This is a genomic window from Streptomyces sp. SolWspMP-5a-2 (assembly GCF_900091845.1).
Lineage (GTDB): Bacteria > Actinomycetota > Actinomycetes > Streptomycetales > Streptomycetaceae > Streptomyces > Streptomyces doudnae.
Map to the genome: position 1 here is coordinate 13,978 of NZ_FMCI01000250.1, position 20,069 is coordinate 34,046.

The window sequence follows — 20,069 nt, forward strand, 5'->3', positions numbered from 1 at the left end:
AGGACGGTCGTGCACATCGTCATCATGGGCTGCGGCAGAGTGGGTTCCGCTCTCGCCCAGACCCTGGAGCAACAGGGGCACACGGTCGCCGTGATCGACCAGGACCCCACCGCCTTCCGCCGTCTGGGCCCCGGGTTCGGTGGCCGCCGGGTCACCGGTGTCGGCTTCGACCAGGACACCCTCCGCGAGGCCGGTATCGAGGAGGCCGGTGCCTTCGCCGCCGTCTCCAGCGGTGACAACTCGAACATCATCTCGGCGCGCGTCGCCCGGGAGATGTTCGGCGTGGAGAACGTCGCGGCCCGGATCTACGACCCCCGCCGCGCCGAGGTCTACCAGCGCCTGGGCATCCCCACGGTGGCGACGGTCCGCTGGACCGCCGACCAGATGCTGCGCAGGCTGCTCCCCTCGGGCGCCGAGCCGCTGTGGCGCGATCCGACCGGTGGGGTCCAGCTCGCCGAGGTGCACACGTCGGCCGCCTGGGTCGGTCACAAGATCAGCAGGCTCCAGGAGGAGACGGGCGTGCGGGTGGCGTTCGTGACCCGGCTGGGCGAGGCGATCCTGCCGTCGTCGCAGACGGTGCTCCAGGAGGGCGATCTCGTGCACGTGATGATGCGCACCGACGAGGTCGACAAGGTCGAGGCGGCGTTCGCCAAGGGTCCCGACGAGGAAGGCGGTCACTGATGAGGGTCGCCATTGCCGGGGCCGGCGCGGTGGGCCGCTCGATCGCGGGCGAGCTGCTGGAGAACGGTCACGAGATCCTGCTGATCGACAAGGCGCCGACGGCCATCTCGGTCGAGCGGGTGCCGCGGGCGGAGTGGCTGCTGGCCGACGCCTGCGAGATCACGTCCCTGGACGAGGCGGCGCTCCAGCGCTGCAACGTCGTCATCGCCGCGACCGGCGACGACAAGGTGAACCTGGTCGTGTCGCTGCTCGCGAAGACGGAGTACGGGGTGCCGCGGGTCGTCGCCCGCGTCAACAACCCGAAGAACGAGTGGCTGTTCAACGAGTCCTGGGGCGTCGACGTCGCGGTCTCCACGCCGCGTCTGATGTCCGCGCTGGTGGAGGAGGCGGTGAGCGTCGGCGACCTGGTCCGGCTGCTGCGCTTCAGCCACGGTGACGCCAACCTCGTCGAGCTGACGCTGCCGGAGGAGTCGGCGCTCGCGGGGACGCAGGTCGGTGACGTCGAGTGGCCGGAGGACACCTCGCTGGTGACGATCATCCGCGGCACCCGTGTCCTCACGCCGACCCAGGAGGACTCCCTGGAGGCCGGTGACGAGCTGCTGTTCGTGGCGGCGCAGGCCCGGGAGGAGCAGTTGGAGGACCTGCTGTCGGTGCGACGCGAGAAGTGACGGCCCGCGGCACGACGCCGGCCGCGGACCGGTCATGACGGAAGGGCGCCCCTCGGAGCGAGGGGCGCCCTTCCGGCGTCGGTGGGGAGAGGCTCAGGCTTCCCTGCGGTGGCGTCCGGCGGCCGCGTCGCCGTTCTCCGCGCGTTCGGCGGCCAGGGCGGCCTTGCGCTCCTCCTCGGCCTTCTCCTCCGCCTCCATCTCCGCGAAGACGTCGATGGGGGCGGGCGCCTTCGCGAGGAAGACCCAGGTCAGCCAGACGGCCAGCAGGAACGGCGGGATCTTGAGGGCGACCAGGACCCAGCCGAGCTGCGCGGTGTCGGCCCACAGGTAGAGCGGAAAGAGGATCGCGCACTTGGCGAGCAGGATCAGGCCCCAGGCCCAACTGGCCTTCGCGTAGGCCTTCTTGCGCCCGGGGTTGCGGGTGCGCCAGGAGAGGTTCTCCTTGAAGACCGGACCGAGCACCAGGCCCATCAGCGGCACCCCGCACAGGGTGGTGATGATGTAGGCGAGCGCCAGGCCGAGCGTGTAGAGCATGCCCGGCAGGTAGAAGTCCTTGGCGTTGCCGGTCATCATCGCGAAGACGACGCCGAAGGCGACGCCGAAGACCCCGCTGAAGGCGTGCTTCACGGTGTCGCGCATGGCCAGGCGGACCACGACCAGCGCCAGGGACACCACCAGGGCCGCGATGGCGGACCAGTGCAGGTTCTTGTTGATGGTGAAGATGGTGACGAAGAGGAGGCCGGGCAGGACCGTCTCGATCATGCCCCGCACCCCGCCGAACGCCTCGAACAGCGCGGCCTCGGTCACCGCCCTCGCGTCGTCGGCCTGAGTGTCTTCGGTCGGCTTGTCGAGCGACGTCACCGGCTACTCCCGTCCGAGGGGTTTCAGTTCGTATTTCGGGTTGAACAGCACCCGGCGGCCTCTGCTCATCGCGATCCGGCCGGAGGCGATGAGCCTGCGTCCCGGTTCTATGCCGACGATGGAGCGCCGGCCGAGCCACACCACGTCCAGCGCGGCGGAACCGTCGAACAGCTCGGCCTCCAGGGCCGGGACCCCGGCACGCGGTCGCAGGGTGACCGTGCGCAAGGTACCAGTAACGGTGACGACCTGTCGGTCGTGGCAGTCACCGATCCGGGTGCAGCCGGAGGTCTCGGCCTCCTCCCGCAGCTCCTCGGACTCCAGCTCCTCCTGGGACGAGGAGAGCCGGTCGAGCATGCGCCGGAACCGGCCCACCGGCTTCTCCGAACGAGGGACAGCACTCATACCGAAAGCGTACCGGGGCGCACCGACAGCGCCGTACCGGCCGCTGCGCCGTCCGTCAGGGCCCGCTCTACCGTTCGAACCGGTACCCCATGCCCGGCTCGGTGATGAAGTGCCGGGGGTGCGACGGGTCCGTCTCCAGCTTCCTGCGCAGCTGCGCCATGTAGACCCGCAGGTAGTTGGTCTCGGTGCCGTACGAGGGGCCCCACACCTCCTGCAGGAGCTGCTTCTGGCTGACCAGCCGCCCGGTGTTGCGGACCAGGACCTCCAGGAGATGCCACTCGGTGGGGGTGAGGCGGACGTCGCGTCCGGCGCGGTTGACCTTCTTCGCGGCGAGGTCGACGGTGAACTCCTCGGTCTCCACCGTCGTCACGTCGTCCTCGCCCGCGCCGACCGGTTCGGCCCTGCGGACGGCGGCGCGCAGCCGGGCGAGGAGTTCGTCCATGCCGAACGGCTTGGTGACGTAGTCGTCGGCGCCCGCGTCCAGGGCCTCGACCTTCTCGTCGGAGGAGTGCCGGGCGGAGAGCACCAGGATCGGCACCCGGGTCCAGCCGCGCAGGCCGCGGATGACCTCGACGCCGTCCATGTCGGGCAGGCCCAGGTCGAGGACGATCACGTCGGGGTGGCGGGCGGCGGCGAGCTGGAGGGCGCCCGCGCCGTCGTGGGCGGCGTCGACCTCGTACTTGCGGGCTCTGAGGTTGATCACGAGGGCGCGCACGATCTGCGGCTCGTCGTCGATCACGAGCACCCGGGTCATGAGGCCTGCCTTTCCGGTTCTTCCGTTCGTGCGGGGCGCGGTTCCTCCGGACGGGACCGCGCGGCCCGCAGGGAGAGGACCATGGTGAGGCCGCCGCCCGGGGTGTCCTCGGCGGTGAGGCTGCCGCCCATGGCCTCGGCGAAGCCGCGCGCCACCGCGAGCCCGAGGCCGACGCCCGCCCCGCGCGGGGCGTCACCGTACCGCTGGAAGGGTTCGAAGATGCGCTCCTTGGCGTCGTCGGGGACGCCGGGGCCGCGGTCGACCACCCGGACCTCCACCCGGTCGGCGATGGCGCTGGCGGCGACCAGGACGTCGTTCTCGCGCGGGCTGTACTTGACGGCGTTCTCCACCAGGTTGGCGACCGACCGCTCCAGCAGCCCGGGGTCGACGGCGACCATCGGCAGCGTCTCGGGCACGTCGAGGACGACGCCCTCCTCCGGCACCCCGACGAGCGCCATCGGGACCACCTCGTCGAGGTCGATCTCGCGGATCAGCGGGGTGACGGTGCCGGTCTGGAGCCGGGACATGTCGAGCAGGTTGCCGACCAGGTGGTCGAGCCGGTCGGCGCCCTCCTCGATGCCTTCGAGCAGCTCGGCCCGGTCCTCCTCCGACCAGGCCACGTCGTCGGAGCGCAGGGACGAGACGGCGGCCTTGATCCCGGCGAGCGGGGTGCGCAGGTCGTGGCTGACGGCGGCCAGCAGGGCGGTGCGGATGCGGTTGCCCTCGGCCAGCGCGCGGGCCCGGTCGGCCTCCTCGCGCAGCCGCCTGCGGTCCAGGACGACGGCGGCCTGGGCGGCGAAGGCGGCGAGCACCCGGCGGTCCTCGGCGGGCAGCACCCGGCCGGTGAGCGCGAGCGCCATGTGGTCGCCGACGGGGACGTCCACGTCGGCCTCCTCGGGGCGCAGCACCGGCGGTCCGGTGCCCGAGCGCCCGGCGCAGGTCCAGGGCTCGACGTCTCCGGCGCGCTCCAGGAGGGCCGCGGACTCCATCCCGAAGGTCTCCCTGACCCGTTCCAGGAGGTCTTCTAGGCCGGTCTCGCCGCGCAGCACGTTGCCCGCGAGGAAGGAGAGGATCTCGGACTCGGCGCGCAGCCTGGCCGCCTGGTGGGTGCGCCGGGCGGCCAGGTCGACGACGGAGGCGACCGAGATCCCGACCCCGACGAAGATCGCGATGGCGACGATGTTCTTGGGGTCGGCGACGGTCCAGCGGTGCAGCGGCGGTGTGTAGAAGTAGTTCAGCAGCAGCGAGCCGACGGCGGCCGAGGCGAGCGCCGGGAGGAGTCCGCCGAGCAGGGCCGCGGCCACCGTCACGGCCAGGAACAGCAGCATGTCGTTGGCGAGGCCGAGGTGGACGGTGTTGAGCAGCAGCGCGAGGGCGGCCGGGCCGCCGACGCCGACCAGCCAGCCCCACAGGATGCGGGCGCGGCCGAGCCGGGCGCCCCTGGCCACCGGGAGCCCGCGTCCCTTGCCCGCCTCGGGGTGGGTGATCAGGTGGACGTCGAGGTCGGGTCCCGAGTCGCGGGCCACGGTCGCGCCGACGCCCGGTCCGAACACGTACTGCCAGGTCTTGCGGCGGGAGACGCCCAGCATGATCTGGGTGGCGTTGGCTCCGCGCGCGAAGGCGAGGAGGGCGGCCGGTATGTCGTCGCCCACCACGTGATGGAACGTTCCTCCGAGGTCCTCGACGAGGGTGCGCTGGACGGCCAGCTCCTTGGGGGACGCCGCGGTGAGCCCGTCGCTGCTGGCGATGTAGACGGCGAGCACCTCGCCGCCCGCGCCCTTCTCGGCGAGCCGGGCGGCCCGTCGGATCAGCGTGCGGCCCTCGGGTCCGCCGGTCAGCCCGACGACGATCCGCTCCCGCGAGCCCCAGATCCGCGAGACGCGGTGCTCGCTGCGGTAGCGCTGGAGGTAGGCGTCGACCCGGTCGGCCACCCACAGCAGCGCCAGTTCGCGCAGGGCGGTGAGGTTGCCGGGGCGGAAGTAGTTGGACAGGGCCGCGTCGACCTTGTCCGGCTGGTAGACGTTGCCGTGCGCCATCCGCCTGCGCAGCGCCTCCGGGGACATGTCGACCAGCTCGATCTGGTCGGCCCGCCGCACCACCTCGTCCGGCACGGTCTCCCGCTGCCGCACCCCGGTGATCGACTCGACGACGTCACCGAGTGACTCCAGGTGCTGGATGTTGACGGTCGAGACGACGTCGACACCGGCCGCGAGGAGTTCCTCGACGTCCTGCCAGCGCTTGGCGTTGCGGGAGCCGGGGACATTGGTGTGGGCGAGTTCGTCCACCAGGGCGACCTGGGGGGCGCGGGCGAGGACCGCGTCGACGTCCATCTCCGTGAAGGAGGCCCCGCGGTGGAGCAGGTCCCGCCGGGGCACCTGCTCCAGGCCGTGCAGCATGACCTCGGTGCGCGGCCGGTCGTGGTGCTCCACGAAGGCGACGACGCAGTCGGTGCCGCGCTCCACCCGCCGGTGGGCCTCGGAGAGCATGGCGTACGTCTTGCCCACGCCCGGTGCCGCGCCGAGGTATATCCGAAGCTTGCCGCGTCCCATGGCTCCATTGTCTTCCGGTCACTGCCGCCTACGCAGCGTCGACCTTACGGCCAGCTTTCGCGGACATATCGGACCGGGACCTGCCGGGAGGACGTCTTTGACACAACTCTGACGCGCAACGCCCCGTGCGACGCGGGACGGTGCCGCGCGGGACCTCCGGGGAGATCCCGCGCGGGACAAGCGGTTCAGTTCGGATTGTCGCCGTGCGTGAGGGTCTCCCAGGCGACGAACAGGTTGTCGCTGCCGGCCGGGCGGTTCTGCCTGGTGAGCGCCTCGGTGTTGGTCATGGCGACGCCGAGGCGGTTGTGCAGGGCGTTGTAGCCGACCTCGGTGACGGGTCCGAGCCCCAGGTTCAGGGAGCCGCCGCACAGCCAGCCCGGGACGGCGGCGCCGAGCTGGTACTTGGCCTGGAAGCCGAGTGCCTGGCGCAGCCGCTCGCCGACGTCGGTGCCGTACAGGTCCTGCCCCTGGGTGCGGCTGGTCTCGGCGATGTGCGAGATCGCGGAGATGCCGTACCCCGTATGGGTGAAGTCGCGGCAGGTCTCCTGGGTGAGCCCGGTGACGAAGGTCGACTGCCCCTGCCAGTAGCCGACGATCTTGTCCCGGGTGGTGAGGTTCTGGCTGGGGACGGTCCTGGGGAGGTCGCCGTCGGAGGCGAGGTAGACGTAGGCCGCGGCACGGGTGCGGAAGGTGGCCATCGCCCGGTCGTAGGAGGCCTTGTCCTCCAGGAAGACGGAGATGCCGACGGCGGCCTCCATCATCGACAGCTCCCAGTTGCCGTTGGAGTTGGAGCCGCCGATGACCTTGGGCAGGTAGACGTCGCGGAGCATGGTCGCGAAGCGGCCGGAGCCGGGCCAGCCGCCGGTGTACGTGTACTTGATGATCTCGGCGGCCTTGGGCCAGGAGGAACCGGCCCAGCCGGTCTGGAGGGGCGCGTTGCTGTTGGTGTGCTCCTTGATCACCGCCGACCAGGCGTCCATGAGGGCGATGGACTTCTTGGCGTACCGCTCGTCCCGGGTGATGTACCAGGCGAGCGCGTCGGTGTACGCGGCGATCGCGTCCTCGCGCTCGTCGGTGCAGCCGTAGTTGGGGTTGGAGTACGAGCCGCACTCGACGGTCGCCCGGGGCTTGGGCGTGCGGTTGAGGTCAGCGTACTTGCTCGCCTTCATCTGGTCGAAGGCGCCTTTCCAGGGCTGGGCCCCGGCCGTGACCTGGGCGCGGGCGAAGTCGAGCTGCCCTCTGGAGACCGTGACGCCGGGGTGGGCGAAGGTGGTGGGGGCGGCCTGGGCGGGCCAGGAGAGGACACCGGCGATCAGGGCGGCGACGCCGGCGAGGAGAGCGGTTCTGCGCATGTGTGGGGGCCTTTCGTTCTCGTATGTGAACGACAAGCGCCTTTATGAACAGAGGCGTTGAGCGCAGACCGTAGGTCCGGACCAATGCGCCGTCAAGGGCCCGCGCACGGGAGGCGCGCGGCGGGGTGGACGTTGCGGGTTGGACGGCCACGGGTGGGGACGGCAGCGGGTGAGGACAGCGGCAGGCGGAACGGCCCCGAGGCGGGACAGCCGCGAGATGAGGACAGCAGCGGGCGGAGCGGCCGCAAGGCGGGACAGCCACGAGGTGAAGACGGCAGCGGGTGAGGGCGGCTCGCGAGGTGGGGCAGCGCCCTTCATCGATCGGTCGGCGGCTCGCGTGCACGGAGAAGGGCCGCACCCGGGGGTGCGGCCCTTCTCCGTAACGTGTGTGCGCCGCGTCCGCGACGGCGGCCGGAACCGGCGCTGCCGCATCCGGCGCTTCGGCACCAGTGCGCATCGCACCCCGGTGCCGGTAACCGATGCGCCCCGGCAACCGTGCCGTCGGCGACCCGTGGCGGCTCGGCGGTCAGCGGACCTCGGTGATCTCCGGTCCGCGCTGGAGCTGGCCCATGCCGCCCGAGAAGCGGGAGTTCTCCTCCTGCTGGACCCCTTCGGGGACCATCTGGGCGTCGTTCGGGAGCTTGAGGACGATCGGGTCGCGGGGGGCCATCGGGCCCTCGCCGCGGACCACCACGGTGTCCCGGAAGATGTTCTCCAGCAGACCCGCCGCCTGCGGCTGCACCGCGCCCTGTCCGGAGATCACTCCGCGCAGGAACCAGCGGGGGCCGTCCACACCGACGAACCGCACGACCTGGAAGCCGCCCGTGCCGTCCGGCAGCTGCACCGGCACCTGGGCCCGCAGCTCCCAGCCCAGCGGGCCCTCGACCTCGTCGACGATGCCACCCTGCTGGGTGATGCCGCCCGCGATCTCGTCCCGCACCTCGCCCCAGATGCCCTCACGCTTGGGAGCGGCGAAGGCCTGGAGCTGGACGGCGCTGTCGCGCAGCACGACGGTGGCCGCGACGATCGCGTCGCCCGCGACCTCGACCCGCAGCTCCATGCCGTCGACACCCGGTACGAACAGGCCGCCCAGGTCGACGCGGCCCTCGGCCGGGTCGCGGACCTCGGTGTCGTCCCACGGCCCGTCGGGCCGGGGCTCCGGCTCCAGCCGCGCGCGCTCGCGCCCGGCCTCCGTGCCGTCCGCCTCAGCGTCGACGCTGTCGACGACCTGCTCGGCCTCGCCGGCCGCGTCCTCGGCGGCACCCTTCTTGTTGCGACGTCCGAACACGTCACTGTCCTTCCCGGTCGGATACGACCGATGCGTATCGATTCCCACCCGTTGGGCCGCCGTCGGCGACCTCACCGATTGTGCTGCCCGCAGGGGCCACCGCGGCGTGACCGCCGGTGGACCCGAAGCCCCCTTCGGCCCGCGCCGAGCCGGGAAGCTCCGCGACCTCCCGGAAGCGGACCCTTTCGACCTGCTGGACCACCAGTTGGGCGATCCGGTCGAAGCGCTCGAACCGCACCGTCTCGCGCGGATCGAGATTCACCACGATCACCTTGATCTCCCCACGGTACCCGGCATCAACCGTCCCTGGGGCATTCACGAGGGCGACACCGCACCGGGCGGCGAGCCCCGAACGAGGGTGCACGAAGGCCGCGTACCCCTCCGGCAGCGCCACAGACACCCCGGTGGGCAGCACGGCCCGCTCGCCGGGCGCGAGGGCGCGGGCCTCGGTGGTCCGCAGATCGGCCCCGGCGTCCCCGGGGAGCGCGTACGACGGAAGCGGTACGTCCGGGTCGACGCGCCTGATCAGCACGTCCAGGGGCTCACGGCTCACAGGACTCACGGGTTCACCTCGAAGGCGCGTGCGCGCCGGCTCTGGTCCGGGTCGTTCATGGCGGCCCGGATCTCCTCCGGGCGGCCGTTGTCGATGAAGTGCTCGACCTTGACCTCGATGAAGAGGGCGTCGGCGCGCACGGCGACGGGCCCCTCGGGGCCGCCGATCCGTCCGGTCGCGGTCGACCAGATCTTCCGTCCCGCCACCGCCGTCACCTCGGCCGTCAGGTGCAGCACGGTGTCCACCGGCACGGGCCGCACGAAGTCCGTCTCCAGGCGTCCGGTGACGGCGATCTTGCGCAGCAGCCAGTTCAGCGAGCCGAGCGTCTCGTCGAGGGCGGTGGCCAGCACCCCGCCGTGCGCGAGGCCGGGGGCGCCCTGGTGGGCGGGGCGCACGGTGAACTCCGCGGTGAGGGTGACCCCCTCCCCCGCGCGCGCCTCCAGGCGCAGCCCGTGGGGCTGTCCGCCGCCACATCCGAAACAGTGTTCGTAGTGCGCGCCGAGCAGCTCACCGGGCGCGGGGGCGTCGGGGTGACGGACGGGTCTCACCGCGTCGGCGGGGGGCTCGAGAGCTGCGGAAGTACGACTCACAGGCGCAGACCTTACCCGCGCGTCGGCCGGTTCCGGACACCGTGCCAAGCTTGGCTCCATGCAGCTCTCCGCCGCTCCGTACGAAGAACGCCTCACGGCCCCCCGCTCCTGGTGGCTCATCTCCCTGCTGGTCGGGGTCTCCCTGGCCCTGATCATGCTGCCGTTCGGCACGCTCCCGCTGCTCGGGGGCCTGGTCGGCGGCACCGCGGCGGCCGCGGTGATGGCGAGCGCGTACGGCTCGGTGCGGATCAGGGTGGTGAACGGCGCGCTGATCGCGGGCGAGGCGAAGATCCCGCTCTCCGCGCTGGGCGACGCGGAGGTCCTGGACGCCGAGGAGGCCCGCGCCTGGCGGACCCACAAGGCCGACACCCGCGCCTTCCTGCTGCTGCGGGCGTACATCCCGACCGCGCTGCGGGTGGAGGTCACCGACCCCGAGGACCCGACGCCGTACCTGTACCTGTCGACGCGGGAGCCCGAGAGGCTGGCCGAGGCGCTGCGCACGGGCCGCGAGGCCGCCGCGTAGGACCCGGCCGACCTGCGGGTCGGCCACCCACACCACGGGCGCTGACGGAGGTCGGCGCCCGCGCCGTTTTCCGGACCCGTCCGACGGCGGGACGCGCACGGCCGCGGGGTGCCGAGGGCTTCTGAGCGGACGGCGACCGGTGGGCCCGTGGGCGTCGGGGCAGGCGATGGGACTCGGTGGCGGCCGGGCGCCGCGAGTGCGTGGGGGCGGTGCCCGGCGGGACGGTCAGCGGCCGAGTTCCCTGGGGGGCAGGCCCGGGTCCAGCGGGTCCGGCGGGGTCTCCAGGGGCGGCAGCTCCGGCAGGGCCTCCCAGGGCACCTGGACGCCGCGCAGGTCGGCGCGGACACGGGCGGCGAGCTTTCTGGTGTCCCTGCGGTTCATGAGCGCGCCCACGGCGGCGCCGACCATGAACGGCATCAGGTTCGGCAGGTCGCGCACCATGCGCTTCATGATCTGCTGGCGCATCTGCTGCTTCATGTGACCGTTCATCGCCGACTTCACGGTCGACGGCTTGGTCACCTGGATCCCGCGCTGGCCCGACCAGGCGTTCAGGTACGTGGTGCTGCGCTGCGAGAGGGTGCCCGGCGGTCTGACGCCGTAGACCTCGTACAGCTCGGCGATGAGTTTCAGCTCGATCGCGGCGACACCGGTGATCTCGGCCGCGAGTTCGGCGGGCATGGCCGGGGGTACGGGCATCATCGCGGCCGCGCCGATGCCCGCGCCGACGGTGGCCGTGGCGCTCGCGGCGCCGGTCACGAGTTTGTCGGCGAGCTCCTCCGGGCCGAGCCCGGGGAACTGTCCGCGGAGCGTCGCGAGGTCGCGTACGGGGATCCGCGGGGCGTTGTCGATGATCCGGTCCGCCAGGTAGCCGAGGCCCGCCCTGGCGCGGCTGCCGCCCTTGCGGGCGCCGTCCCGGACCTTGTCACGCAGCACCGCCGCCCGTCGCCTGGCGACGGGTGCGGGTGCCTCGTGTGACGGCGCCGGGAGGTCAGCCCCGCCGGCCGTCGGTTCGAGCGAGGCCGACCCGTTGGATGAGCCCCGCTCGTCTGCGTCACGTGCGCCTCGGGAACCGTCGGACGGTCCCTTGTCCGCTCCCGGCAGAGGGAAGCGGCGCTTCCGGGGAGGGGTCGAGCCAGTCACGGCCGACCCGCCCTCAGTCGCAGTCGCGGCAGATCGGCTGGCCGTTCTTCTCCCGGGCCAGCTGACTGCGGTGGTGCACGAGGAAGCAACTCATGCAGGTGAACTCGTCCTGCTGCTTGGGCAGGACCCGGACGGCCAACTCTTCGTTCGAGAGGTCCGCGCCGGGCAGTTCGAGGCCCTCTGCGGCCTCGAACTCGTCGACGTCGACCGCCGACGTCGACTTGTCGTTGCGCCGGGCCTTGAGCTCTTCAAGGCTGTCCGAGTCGACGTCGTCGTCGGTCTTGCGTGGGGTGTCGTAATCCGTTGCCATGTCGCTCTCCCCCTCTGGGTGTCTGCGGTGTCTCCAGCGCACGTAACGCGTGAGAGGCCGGACTTGTGCCCGACCCGAGGCGGAGATTTTGCCTCACATCAAGGTCTGTTACTCAATCGACACCCAACCGGACTCCTCAAGAGTGATCGGCTTGGATGGCGAACGGGACCGTACACGGTCCCAATGCCGCACTTCAAAGGCGTCTCACCGTGTACTTCCCGTGAACAAGACCCCCGAAAACCCGGATTATCCAGGCTTTCCAGGGGCTACTTGATCACTGAGAGTAGATGGCCGGAAATTCGCCCTTGTGATCGATCACACAGGGAACGGCTTTCTCTTTGTGCAGAAAATTCCGCGCAAAGCGAACATCCCCCGGGTGTCGGCGGCCATGATCTCAGATCGGCAGGGTGACCCGCATCACGAGCCCACCTCCCTCACGCGGCTGGGCCGCGATGTGCCCGCCGTGCGCCCGCGCCACGGACCGCACGATGGACAGACCGAGGCCGACCCCCTTGTCACTGCCCGTCCGCTCGGTGCGCAACCGCCGGAAGGGCTCGAAGATGTTGTCGACCTCGTAGGCCGGGACCACCGGCCCGGTGTTGGACACGACCAGGACGGCCTGGCCGTGCTGGACGTCCGTGCTGACCTCGACCCAGCCGTCCTCCGGCACGTTGTAGCGCACCGCGTTCTGGACGAGGTTCAGCGCGATCCGCTCCAGCAGCACGCCGTTGCCCTGGACCACCGCGGGTTTCTGCTCACCGCGGATCACGACGCCCTTGGCCGCCGCCTCCGCGAGCACCTGGTCGATCGCCTGCTCGGCGACCTCCGCGATGTCGACCGGTTTGCGCTCGACGATCTGGTTGTCGCTGCGGGCGAGCAGCAGCAGGCCCTCGACGAGCTGCTCGCTGCGCTCGTTGGTGGCGAGCAGGGTCTTGCCGAGCTGCTGGAGCTCCACCGGCGCGTTCGGGTCCGACAGGTGCACCTCCAGCAGGGTGCGGTTGATCGCGAGCGGGGTGCGCAGCTCGTGCGAGGCGTTGCCGACGAAGCGCTGCTGGGCCGTGAAGGCCCGCTGGAGGCGCTCCAGCATCTCGTCGAAGGTGTCGGCCAGCTCCTTCAGCTCGTCGTCAGGGCCGTCCAGCTCGATGCGCCGGGAGAGGTCGGAACCGGCCACCGCGCGGGCGGTGCGGGTGATCCTGCCGAGCGGCGAGAGGACCCGGCCCGCCATCGCGTACCCGAAGGCGAAGGCGATCACCGCGAGGCCCAGGAGGGCCAGCAGGGAGCGGCTGAGGAGATGGTCGAGGGCGACCTGGCGCTGCTGGTCGACGCACTGGCTGATCACGTCGTTGAAGTCGGACAGCGGCAGGGAGGAGCTGTTGATCGCCGGGCAGTCGTCGCTGGTGACCTTGATCAGGGTGCCGCTGACGATCTTGAACGGTGGCTGGTTGCCGGTGTTGATCGCCTGCGCGGCCAGCAGGTAGATGATCGACAGCAGCAGGATGCCGGCGATCAGGAACATGCCGCCGTACAGCAGCGTCAGCCGTATGCGGATGGTCGGGCGCAGCCAGGGGAAGGGCGGGTCGGGCTTCTTCGGGTCCCAGGTGGGCTTGGGCGGTGCGGTGGGGAGCGCGGGTGTTGCTGCCATCGGGATCAGATCCGGTAGCCGGAGCCGGGCACGGTGACGATGACGGGCGGCTCGCCCAGCTTGCGGCGCAGGGTCATCACGGTCACCCGCACCACGTTGGTGAACGGGTCCGTGTTCTCGTCCCAGGCCTTCTCCAGGAGCTGTTCCGCGGAGACCACCGCGCCCTCGGAGCGCATCAGGACCTCGAGGACGGCGAACTCCTTCGGCGCGAGCTGGACCTCCTTGCCGTCGCGGAAGACCTCGCGGCGGTTGGGGTCGAGCTTGATCCCCGCGCGCTCCAGGACGGGCGGCAGCGGGACGCTGGTGCGGCGGCCGAGGGCGCGCACCCGGGCGATCAGCTCGCTGAAGGCGAAGGGCTTGGGGAGGTAGTCGTCGGCGCCGATCTCCAGGCCCTCGACGCGGTCGCTGACGTCCCCGGAGGCGGTCAGCATCAGCACGCGGGTGGCCATGCCCAGCTCGACGATGCGGCGGCAGACGTCGTCGCCGTGGACGAGCGGGAGGTCGCGGTCGAGGACGACCACGTCGTAGTCGTTGACGCCGATGCGTTCCAGGGCGGCCGCGCCGTCGTACACGACGTCGACGGCCATGGCCTCCCGGCGCAGTCCGGTGGCCACCGCATCGGCGAGCAACTGCTCGTCCTCGACGACGAGTACGCGCACGTCCGTTGTCCTTCCTGATGTCCACCCGCGTAGCGCCGCAGGGCGCCCCGCGGGCAGGGGTCTTCCCGGGTGTCGGGCTCCATCCTGCCCTTTTGGGCCGTAAGTCGGCGGTAAGGCGGGGTACGGAGCATGAAGAACGGGTGTGAGGCCCGGGAATGCGGGATTTTCTCGCCGGGTTGAGGTTTCCGTGGAAGGGACGGCGGGGAGGACGCTTCATACCCCGCGATCACGCTCTGCTAGTGCCGCAGCACCATGCGGCACGGCGCAATCCGCTTTCCGCAGAGTGGGCGTGGGTGTCCGGCTCCGTCGCCGCCCGGCGCGGCTGCGCCGGGCACCTGAGGAGACGTGATCGCCCCTTCCACCGGCACACCCCCGTGCCACAGACCCACGACCCAGGACGAGGGGGCGCAGCATGGACGCATTCACCGCAGGACTTCTGCAGCGCATAAGGGCGACCGAGACCGATCTGACGCGGGCTCGTGACGAGGGCGACGACTTCCTCGTCGAGGTGGAGCAGGGCGAGCTCGACGACCTGCGCCGGCTGGCGGCCGAACACGGTGTGGAGGTCGGCGCCTAGCGTCTGACCGGCGAGACCGCGGGGGTTCGTGGCCCGCGGTGCACAGCTTGACGCCAGGCGGAAGGGCCTCCGGTGAATCCAGCACCGGAGGCCCTTCCGTGTGCCGGGACCCTGGCCCGGCGGGCGGCGCTCAGTCGTGCCAGGCGCCGAGGTTCTCCAGGTGCTGCTGGAGGGGTTCGAAGACGCCGGGGGCGGCGGCGACGGTCAGGTCGTGGCCCGGGGGCAGGCCGGGGCGGCCGCCGGTCAGCGCGCCCGCCTCCCTGGCGATCAGGTCACCGGCCGCCAGGTCCCAGGGGTGAAGGCCGCGTTCGTAGTAGCCGTCCAGGCGTCCGGCCGCCACGTCGCAGAGGTCGACGGCCGCCGAGCCGCCCCGGCGGATGTCGCGCAGCAGCGGGATCAGCCGGTGGGCGACCTCGGCCTGGTGGGTGCGGACCTCGGTGACGTAGTTGAAGCCGGTGGAGACCAGGGCCTGGTCGAAGGGCGGTGCGGGGCGGCAGGCGAGGCGGCGTTCGCCCTCCCACGCGCCCGTGGCCCAGGCGCCGCGGCCGCGCACCGCGTGGCAGGTCTCGCCGCGCATCGGGGCCGCGACCACGCCCACGACCCGTTCGCCGTCCTGCTCGGCGGCGACGGAGACCGACCAGGTGGGCAGTCCGTAGAGGTAGTTGACGGTGCCGTCCAGCGGGTCGACGACCCAGCGGATGCCGCTGGTGCCCTCGGTGGAGGCGCCCTCCTCGCCGAGGAACCCGTCGTCGGGACGGTGTCCGGCGATCAGGTCGGTGATCAGCTTCTCCGCCGCGATGTCCATCTCGGTGACGACGTCGATGGGGCTCGACTTGGTCCTGGCGACGGCCAGGTCGGCCGGGCGCCCGTCGCGCAGGAGGGCACCCGCGCGCCGGGCGGCCTCCTGGGCGAGGGCGAGCAGTTCCGAGTGCAGGGGGTCGGTCACGGGGCTCCTCACGCGTAGGGGCTGTCGGCGCCCGCGGCTGCCGGGCGGGGGGTCCTGGAGGGGCAGCAGCCGACCGGGCAGACGTCGTGGCTCGCCCCGAGGGCGCCGAGGGCGCACGGGGTGACCGGTCGGCCGCGCTCCGCTGCCGCGCGTTCCAGGACGAGGTCGCGGACGGCGGCGGCGAAGCGCGGGTCGGCGCCGACGGTGGCCGACCGGCGCACCGGCAGGCCCAGTTCGGCCGCCTTGGCCGTGGCCTCGGTGTCGAGGTCGTAGAGGACCTCCATGTGGTCGGAGACGAAGCCGATCGGCGCCATGACGACCGCCGGGACACCGGCCGCCCGGCGCTCCTCCAGGTGGTCGCAGATGTCGGGCTCCAGCCACGGGATGTGCGGGGCTCCGGAGCGGGACTGGTAGACGAGCTGCCAGGGGTGGGCGACGCCGGTGCGGGCCTCGACGGCGTCGGCGATCAGCCGGGCCACGTCCAGGTGCTGGCGGACGTAGGCGCCGCCGTCCCCGTGGTCCTCGGCCGGGCCGGAGGTGTCGGCGGCGGCGGTCGGGATGGAGTGGGTGGTGAAGGCGATGTGGGCGCCGTCCCTGACGTCGTCGGGGAGGTCGGCGAGGGAGGCGAGGACGCCGTCGATCATGGGCTCCAGGAAGCCCTCGTGGTTGAAGTAGTGCCGCAGTTTGTCGACCCTGGGCGGCTCCAGGCCCTCGGCCTCCAGGGCGGCGAGCGACTCGGCGAGGTTCTCGCGGTACTGGCGGCAGCCGGAGTAGGAGGCGTAGGCGCTGGTGGCCAGGACCAGGACGCGGCGGCGGCCGTCGGTGACCATCTCGCGCAGGGTGTCGGTCAGGTAGGGGGCCCAGTTCCGGTTGCCCCAGTAGACCGGCAGGTCGAGGCCGTGGCCCGCGAGGTCCTTGCGGAGGGCGTCCAGCAGGGTGCGGTTCTGGCCGTTGATCGGGCTGACTCCGCCGAACAGGAAGTAGTGCCGGCCGACTTCCTTCAGGCGTTCCTTGGGGATGCCTCGCCCGCGGGTCACGTTCTCCAGGAACGGGACCACGTCGTCCGGGCCCTCGGGGCCGCCGAAGGAGAGCAGGAGCAGGGCGTCGTAGGGGGTGGCATCGAGCGCGTCTGGCATGCTCCGATCCTGCCATCCGGCGCTGACAGCCCGGCGACGGCGGGGGGTGGGTCCGCCGTCGGCGCCGGATAACCGGGTGCATTAGGGTGACCTCACTCGTAAGCTGTATCAGCCGATTTGGCACCTTACCGAGCCGTCCTCGTCCACTGCGCGCCGGAGCCTCCGCGCGCGCGTGGCCGTCCCCCTTCCGGAGAGCCCGTGCCCAGCCCCTACCGCGCCCTGTTCGCCGCCCCAGGCACCAAGGGCTTCTCCGCCGCCGGGCTCCTCGGCCGGATGCCCCTGTCGATGATGGGCATCGGCGTGGTCACGATGATCTCGCAGGTCACCGGGCGGTACGGGCTGGCCGGGGCGCTGTCGGCCACCATCGCGCTCTCGGCGGCCGCCGTCGGGCCGCAGATCTCCCGGCTGGTGGACCGGCACGGGCAGTCCCGGGTGCTGCGCCCGGCGACGCTGGTGGCGCTCGTCGCGGCGGCGGGTCTGCTGTGCGCGACGTCCTTCGGGGGCCCGGACTGGGTGCTGTTCGTGTGCGCGGCCGGGATCGGCGCGGTGCCGAGCCTCGGCGCCATGGTCCGTGCCCGCTGGGCCGCGCTCTACCGGGGCACTCCGCAACTGCACACCGCGTACTCCTTCGAATCCGTGGTCGACGAGGTGTGCTTCATCTTCGGGCCGATCATCTCGATCGGTCTGTCGACGGCCTGGTTCCCGGAGGCGGGCCCGCTGCTCGCCGCCTGCTTCCTGGCCGTCGGCGTCTTCTGGCTGACCTCGCAGCGCGCCACGGAGCCCGAGCCGCACCCGCGCGACCCCCAGCAGCGCGGCAGCGCGATGCGCTCGCGGGGGCTCCAGGTGCTGGTGGCCACCTTCGTGGCGACCGGCACGATCTTCGGGGCGGTGGACGTGGTCACCGTGGCCTTCGCCGACGAGCGCGGCCACAAGAGCGCGGCGAGCGTGGTGCTGGCCCTGTACGCGGCGGGTTCGTGCCTGGCCGGGGTGGTCTTCGGGCTGCTGCGCTTCAAGGGTGCGCCGGGACGCCGCTGGCTCCTGGGCATCTGTACGACGGCCGTGAGTATGATCCCCCTCCTACTGGTCGGGAACCTGCCGTTTCTGGCCGTGGCGCTCTTCGTCGCGGGTCTGTCCATCGCTCCCACGATGATCACGACGATGTCCCTCATCGAAGAGCACGTACCACGCGCGCAGTTGACCGAGGGCATGACCTGGGTGAGCACCGGCCTCGCGGTCGGCGTCGCGGTCGGCTCCTCGGTGGCCGGCTGGGTCATCGACGCGGCCGGGGCGCGGGCCGGGTACGGGGTCCCCGCGGTCTCCGGGGCCGTCGCGGTCGCGGTCGGTTTCCTCGGGTACCGCCGGCTCAGCAGGCCGGTTCCGGGTCGGGGAGGCACCGTTGAGCAGCACAGCGAGCGGCAAGAACGGAACGTGGCGTAACTGGGGCGGTACGGTCGCCTCGCGTCCCGCGCGGGAGGTGACCCCCGCCTCGGTGGAGGAGCTGGCGGCGGCCGTGCGCCGGGCCGCCGAGGACGGTCTCGCCGTGAAGGCGGTCGGCAGCGGGCACTCGTTCACGTCCATAGCGGCCACCGACGGTGTATTGATACGCCCTCAACTGTTGACCGGCATACGCGCCATCGACCGCGACAGCATGACGGTCACGGTCGAGGCGGGTACCCCGCTCAAGAGACTCAACATGGCGCTGGCCCGCGAGGGCCTGTCGCTGACCAACATGGGCGACATCATGGAGCAGACGGTCTCCGGCGCCACCAGCACCGGCACCCACGGCACCGGCCGCGCCTCCGCCTCGATCGCCGCGCAGATCAGGGGACTCGAACTGGTCACCGCCGACGGTGGTGTGCTGCGCTGCTCCGCCGAGGAGAACCCGGACGTCTTCGCCGCCGCCCGGATCGGCCTGGGCGCGCTGGGCGTCGTCACCGCGATCGCCTTCGCCGTCGAGCCCGTCTTCCTGCTGACGGCGCGCGAGGAGCCGATGCCGTTCGACCGCGTCCTCGCGGACTTCGACGCGCTGTGGGCCGAGAACGAGCACTTCGAGTTCTACTGGTTCCCGCACACCGGCAACACCAACACCAAGCGCAACAACCGCAGCGCGGGCCCGGAGCGGCCGGTGAGCCCGGTCCGCGGCTGGATCGACGACGAACTGCTCTCCAACGGCGTCTTCCAGGTCGCCCAGTGGGTGGGCCGGGCCGCTCCCGTCTCCGTGCCGACCATCGCGCGCGTCTCCAGCCGGGCGCTGTCCGCCCGGACGTACACCGACATCCCGTACAAGGTGTTCACCTCGCCGCGCCGGGTGCGGTTCGTGGAGATGGAGTACTGCGTTCCGCGCGCGGCCGTCACCGACGTGCTGCGGGAGCTGCGCACCGTGATCGAGCGGTCCGGGCTGCGGATCAGCTTCCCGGTCGAGGTGCGCACCGCGCCCGCCGACGACATCACCCTCTCCACCGCCTCGGGCCGGGAGAGCGCGTACATCGCCGTGCACATGTTCCGCGGCACGCCCTACCACGCCTACTTCACCGCCGCCGAGCGCGTCTTCACCGCGCACGAGGGGCGGCCGCACTGGGGCAAGGTGCACACCAGGGACGCGGAGTACTTCGCCGAGGTCTATCCGCGCTTCGGCGAGTTCACGGCGCTCCGGGACCGGCTCGACCCTGATCGGCTGTTCCGGAACGACTACTTGCGGAGGGTTCTGGGGTCGTAGCCGACGCGCTGGGCTCGGGGGTGGGGCTCGCCCCGCTGTCCGAGGCGCTCGGGGTGGGGGTCGGCGTGGCCTCCCCGGAGGCGGTACCGGAACCGGGGGTCGGGGAGCCGTCCTCGCCGGTCCGCCCTTCGCCAGGCGAAGGGGTCGGGGACGCGGGGGCGGTGCCGGTGGAGCCGGAGTCCTGGCCGGTGGGGTCGGACGACGGGTGCGACGAGGACGTCCTGCCGGTGACCGCGTCACCGACGGTCGTGGCGCCGCCGCCGCTGAAGCTGCTGCCGGAGGCCAGTTCGTAGGTGGTGATCCCGGCCATCGTCACACCGAAGACCAGGGCCGCCGCGACCACCGGGCGCCGCCAGCTCCTGACCCGGGCGCGGTAGACCGTGCCCTCGGTGAACCCGTCGGGCGCGGGCGGCGCGGCGGGGTCGGCGGGCAGCGGGCGCGGCTGTTCCCGGGCGCGGGCCGGGACGCCCACCTCGCGGATCTGCTGTCCGGTGTGCCGGAAGAAGTGCTGGAAGACGCTGCCGCCGCAGGTGGCGATCACGCTGACGACGCCCGCGCCGAGGATGGTGCCGTAGACCCCGAAGGACGAGGCGAGCTTGGCCGCGATCACCGCGGCGACGGCGCTGCCCGCCACTTGGGGCAGGCTCAGGTCCAGCTTCCTTCCGCCTTCCCGCTCGGTCTCCTCACTCGTACCGGGCCTTTCACGCATACCGGGATCTTGC

At 71.9% G+C, this 20,069-nt stretch carries 21 protein-coding genes; 6 read left to right on the forward strand and 15 right to left on the reverse strand.

The genetic code is table 11. The annotated features are described in order from the left end of the window. Positions 1-9: 9 nt before the first annotated feature. Both GA0115242_RS24670 and GA0115242_RS24675 read left to right on the forward strand, forming a co-directional pair. Positions 10-681, forward strand: a complete 672-nt coding sequence (locus GA0115242_RS24670; protein ID WP_093832054.1) for a potassium channel family protein — start codon at positions 10-12, stop codon at positions 679-681. Further along, positions 681-1,349 carry a potassium channel family protein gene (locus GA0115242_RS24675; RefSeq protein WP_093832055.1) on the forward strand — a complete coding sequence of 223 codons (669 nt, stop codon included), beginning with the start codon at positions 681-683 and terminating at the stop codon, positions 1,347-1,349. The genes GA0115242_RS24670 and GA0115242_RS24675 overlap by 1 nt, the downstream gene beginning before the upstream one ends. Positions 1,350-1,442: 93 nt before the next feature. Here the strand turns inward: GA0115242_RS24675 and GA0115242_RS24680 are convergent, their stop codons facing one another. From GA0115242_RS24680 to GA0115242_RS24715, 8 genes are all read right to left on the reverse strand, one after another. After that, positions 1,443-2,210 carry a DUF3159 domain-containing protein gene (locus GA0115242_RS24680; protein WP_093832057.1) on the reverse strand — a complete coding sequence of 256 codons (768 nt, stop codon included), beginning with the start codon at positions 2,208-2,210 and terminating at the stop codon, positions 1,443-1,445. A gap of 3 nt (positions 2,211-2,213) precedes the next feature. Beyond that, a complete protein-coding gene (locus GA0115242_RS24685; RefSeq protein WP_093832059.1) occupies positions 2,214-2,612 on the reverse strand; it encodes an OB-fold nucleic acid binding domain-containing protein in 399 nt (132 codons plus the stop codon). Positions 2,613-2,679: 67 nt separating this feature from the next. Then, positions 2,680-3,366 (reverse strand): response regulator, encoded by a 687-nt coding sequence (locus tag GA0115242_RS24690; RefSeq protein WP_093832061.1) that lies wholly within the window; start codon positions 3,364-3,366, stop codon positions 2,680-2,682. Next, positions 3,363-5,915, reverse strand: coding sequence for a sensor histidine kinase (locus GA0115242_RS24695; RefSeq protein ID WP_093832063.1), 2,553 nt, complete (start codon positions 5,913-5,915; stop codon positions 3,363-3,365). Before GA0115242_RS24695 ends, GA0115242_RS24690 begins: the two co-directional genes overlap by 4 nt. Positions 5,916-6,100: 185 nt before the next feature. Further along, positions 6,101-7,267 carry an alginate lyase family protein gene (locus GA0115242_RS24700; RefSeq protein WP_093832065.1) on the reverse strand — a complete coding sequence of 389 codons (1,167 nt, stop codon included), beginning with the start codon at positions 7,265-7,267 and terminating at the stop codon, positions 6,101-6,103. 526 nt (positions 7,268-7,793) lie between these two features. Continuing rightward, entirely contained in the window at positions 7,794-8,555 is a 762-nt protein-coding gene (locus GA0115242_RS24705; RefSeq protein ID WP_093832067.1) for a DUF3710 domain-containing protein, read from the reverse strand. 1 nt (position 8,556) lies between these two features. Continuing rightward, a complete protein-coding gene (gene dut / locus GA0115242_RS24710) occupies positions 8,557-9,108 on the reverse strand; it encodes a dUTP diphosphatase (RefSeq protein WP_093832069.1) in 552 nt (183 codons plus the stop codon). Positions 9,109-9,113: 5 nt separating this feature from the next. Further along, positions 9,114-9,698: a PaaI family thioesterase gene (locus GA0115242_RS24715; RefSeq protein WP_093832071.1), complete on the reverse strand. Its 585-nt coding sequence runs from the start codon at positions 9,696-9,698 to the stop codon at positions 9,114-9,116. Between the two features lie 58 nt (positions 9,699-9,756). On the opposite strand from GA0115242_RS24715, the gene GA0115242_RS24720 reads away from it, so the two are divergent. Continuing rightward, positions 9,757-10,221, forward strand: coding sequence for a DUF3093 domain-containing protein (locus tag GA0115242_RS24720; RefSeq protein WP_093832074.1), 465 nt, complete (start codon positions 9,757-9,759; stop codon positions 10,219-10,221). Positions 10,222-10,446: 225 nt separating this feature from the next. Here GA0115242_RS24720 and GA0115242_RS24725 read toward each other — a convergent pair whose 3' ends face one another. The 4 genes from GA0115242_RS24725 to GA0115242_RS24740 form a co-directional block, all read right to left on the reverse strand. Next, positions 10,447-11,361 carry a hypothetical protein gene (locus GA0115242_RS24725; protein WP_093832076.1) on the reverse strand — a complete coding sequence of 305 codons (915 nt, stop codon included), beginning with the start codon at positions 11,359-11,361 and terminating at the stop codon, positions 10,447-10,449. Between the two features lie 13 nt (positions 11,362-11,374). Further along, positions 11,375-11,671 carry a DUF4193 domain-containing protein gene (locus GA0115242_RS24730; RefSeq protein ID WP_005481602.1) on the reverse strand — a complete coding sequence of 99 codons (297 nt, stop codon included), beginning with the start codon at positions 11,669-11,671 and terminating at the stop codon, positions 11,375-11,377. A gap of 394 nt (positions 11,672-12,065) precedes the next feature. Further along, entirely contained in the window at positions 12,066-13,313 is a 1,248-nt protein-coding gene (locus tag GA0115242_RS24735; protein WP_093832078.1) for a sensor histidine kinase, read from the reverse strand. Between the two features lie 5 nt (positions 13,314-13,318). Further along, complete coding sequence (locus tag GA0115242_RS24740) at positions 13,319-13,972, reverse strand: response regulator transcription factor (protein ID WP_093832080.1); 654 nt, start codon at positions 13,970-13,972, stop codon at positions 13,319-13,321. A gap of 412 nt (positions 13,973-14,384) precedes the next feature. On the opposite strand from GA0115242_RS24740, the gene GA0115242_RS40885 reads away from it, so the two are divergent. Then, positions 14,385-14,549, forward strand: coding sequence for a hypothetical protein (locus GA0115242_RS40885; protein ID WP_176729907.1), 165 nt, complete (start codon positions 14,385-14,387; stop codon positions 14,547-14,549). A 130-nt stretch (positions 14,550-14,679) separates the two neighbouring features. Here GA0115242_RS40885 and GA0115242_RS24745 read toward each other — a convergent pair whose 3' ends face one another. Both GA0115242_RS24745 and GA0115242_RS24750 read right to left on the reverse strand, forming a co-directional pair. Beyond that, a complete protein-coding gene (locus tag GA0115242_RS24745) occupies positions 14,680-15,495 on the reverse strand; it encodes an inositol monophosphatase family protein (RefSeq protein ID WP_093832082.1) in 816 nt (271 codons plus the stop codon). An 8-nt stretch (positions 15,496-15,503) separates the two neighbouring features. Beyond that, on the reverse strand, positions 15,504-16,631 hold the full coding sequence (locus GA0115242_RS24750) for a ferrochelatase (protein ID WP_093832084.1): 1,128 nt from the start codon (positions 16,629-16,631) through the stop codon (positions 15,504-15,506). A 198-nt stretch (positions 16,632-16,829) separates the two neighbouring features. On the opposite strand from GA0115242_RS24750, the gene GA0115242_RS24755 reads away from it, so the two are divergent. Both GA0115242_RS24755 and GA0115242_RS24760 read left to right on the forward strand, forming a co-directional pair. Further along, positions 16,830-18,068, forward strand: coding sequence for an MFS transporter (locus tag GA0115242_RS24755; RefSeq protein ID WP_093832086.1), 1,239 nt, complete (start codon positions 16,830-16,832; stop codon positions 18,066-18,068). Further along, on the forward strand, positions 18,028-19,347 hold the full coding sequence (locus GA0115242_RS24760; RefSeq protein ID WP_093832088.1) for a D-arabinono-1,4-lactone oxidase: 1,320 nt from the start codon (positions 18,028-18,030) through the stop codon (positions 19,345-19,347). Before GA0115242_RS24755 ends, GA0115242_RS24760 begins: the two co-directional genes overlap by 41 nt. Here GA0115242_RS24760 and GA0115242_RS24765 read toward each other — a convergent pair. Then, positions 19,271-20,056 carry a hypothetical protein gene (locus tag GA0115242_RS24765; RefSeq protein ID WP_093832090.1) on the reverse strand — a complete coding sequence of 262 codons (786 nt, stop codon included), beginning with the start codon at positions 20,054-20,056 and terminating at the stop codon, positions 19,271-19,273. The two genes, GA0115242_RS24760 and GA0115242_RS24765, sit on opposite strands and share 77 nt — an antisense overlap. Between the last annotated feature and the right edge of the window lie 13 nt (positions 20,057-20,069).

Bases quoted from the DNA above. Each gene is read 5' to 3' on its own strand.
- GA0115242_RS24675 (WP_093832055.1), top strand. From the start codon at position 681: ATGAGGGTCGCCATTGCCGGGGCCGGCGCGGTGGGCCGCTCGATCGCG.
- GA0115242_RS24685 (WP_093832059.1), bottom strand. From the start codon at position 2,612: ATGAGTGCTGTCCCTCGTTCGGAGAAGCCGGTGGGCCGGTTCCGGCGC.
- GA0115242_RS24690 (WP_093832061.1), bottom strand. From the start codon at position 3,366: ATGACCCGGGTGCTCGTGATCGACGACGAGCCGCAGATCGTGCGCGCC.
- GA0115242_RS24695 (WP_093832063.1), bottom strand. From the start codon at position 5,915: ATGGGACGCGGCAAGCTTCGGATATACCTCGGCGCGGCACCGGGCGTG.
- GA0115242_RS24700 (WP_093832065.1), bottom strand. From the start codon at position 7,267: ATGCGCAGAACCGCTCTCCTCGCCGGCGTCGCCGCCCTGATCGCCGGT.
- GA0115242_RS24720 (WP_093832074.1), top strand. From the start codon at position 9,757: ATGCAGCTCTCCGCCGCTCCGTACGAAGAACGCCTCACGGCCCCCCGC.
- GA0115242_RS24730 (WP_005481602.1), bottom strand. From the start codon at position 11,671: ATGGCAACGGATTACGACACCCCACGCAAGACCGACGACGACGTCGAC.
- GA0115242_RS24735 (WP_093832078.1), bottom strand. From the start codon at position 13,313: ATGGCAGCAACACCCGCGCTCCCCACCGCACCGCCCAAGCCCACCTGG.
- GA0115242_RS40885 (WP_176729907.1), top strand. From the start codon at position 14,385: ATGGACGCATTCACCGCAGGACTTCTGCAGCGCATAAGGGCGACCGAG.
- GA0115242_RS24750 (WP_093832084.1), bottom strand. From the start codon at position 16,631: ATGCCAGACGCGCTCGATGCCACCCCCTACGACGCCCTGCTCCTGCTC.
- GA0115242_RS24765 (WP_093832090.1), bottom strand. From the start codon at position 20,056: ATGCGTGAAAGGCCCGGTACGAGTGAGGAGACCGAGCGGGAAGGCGGA.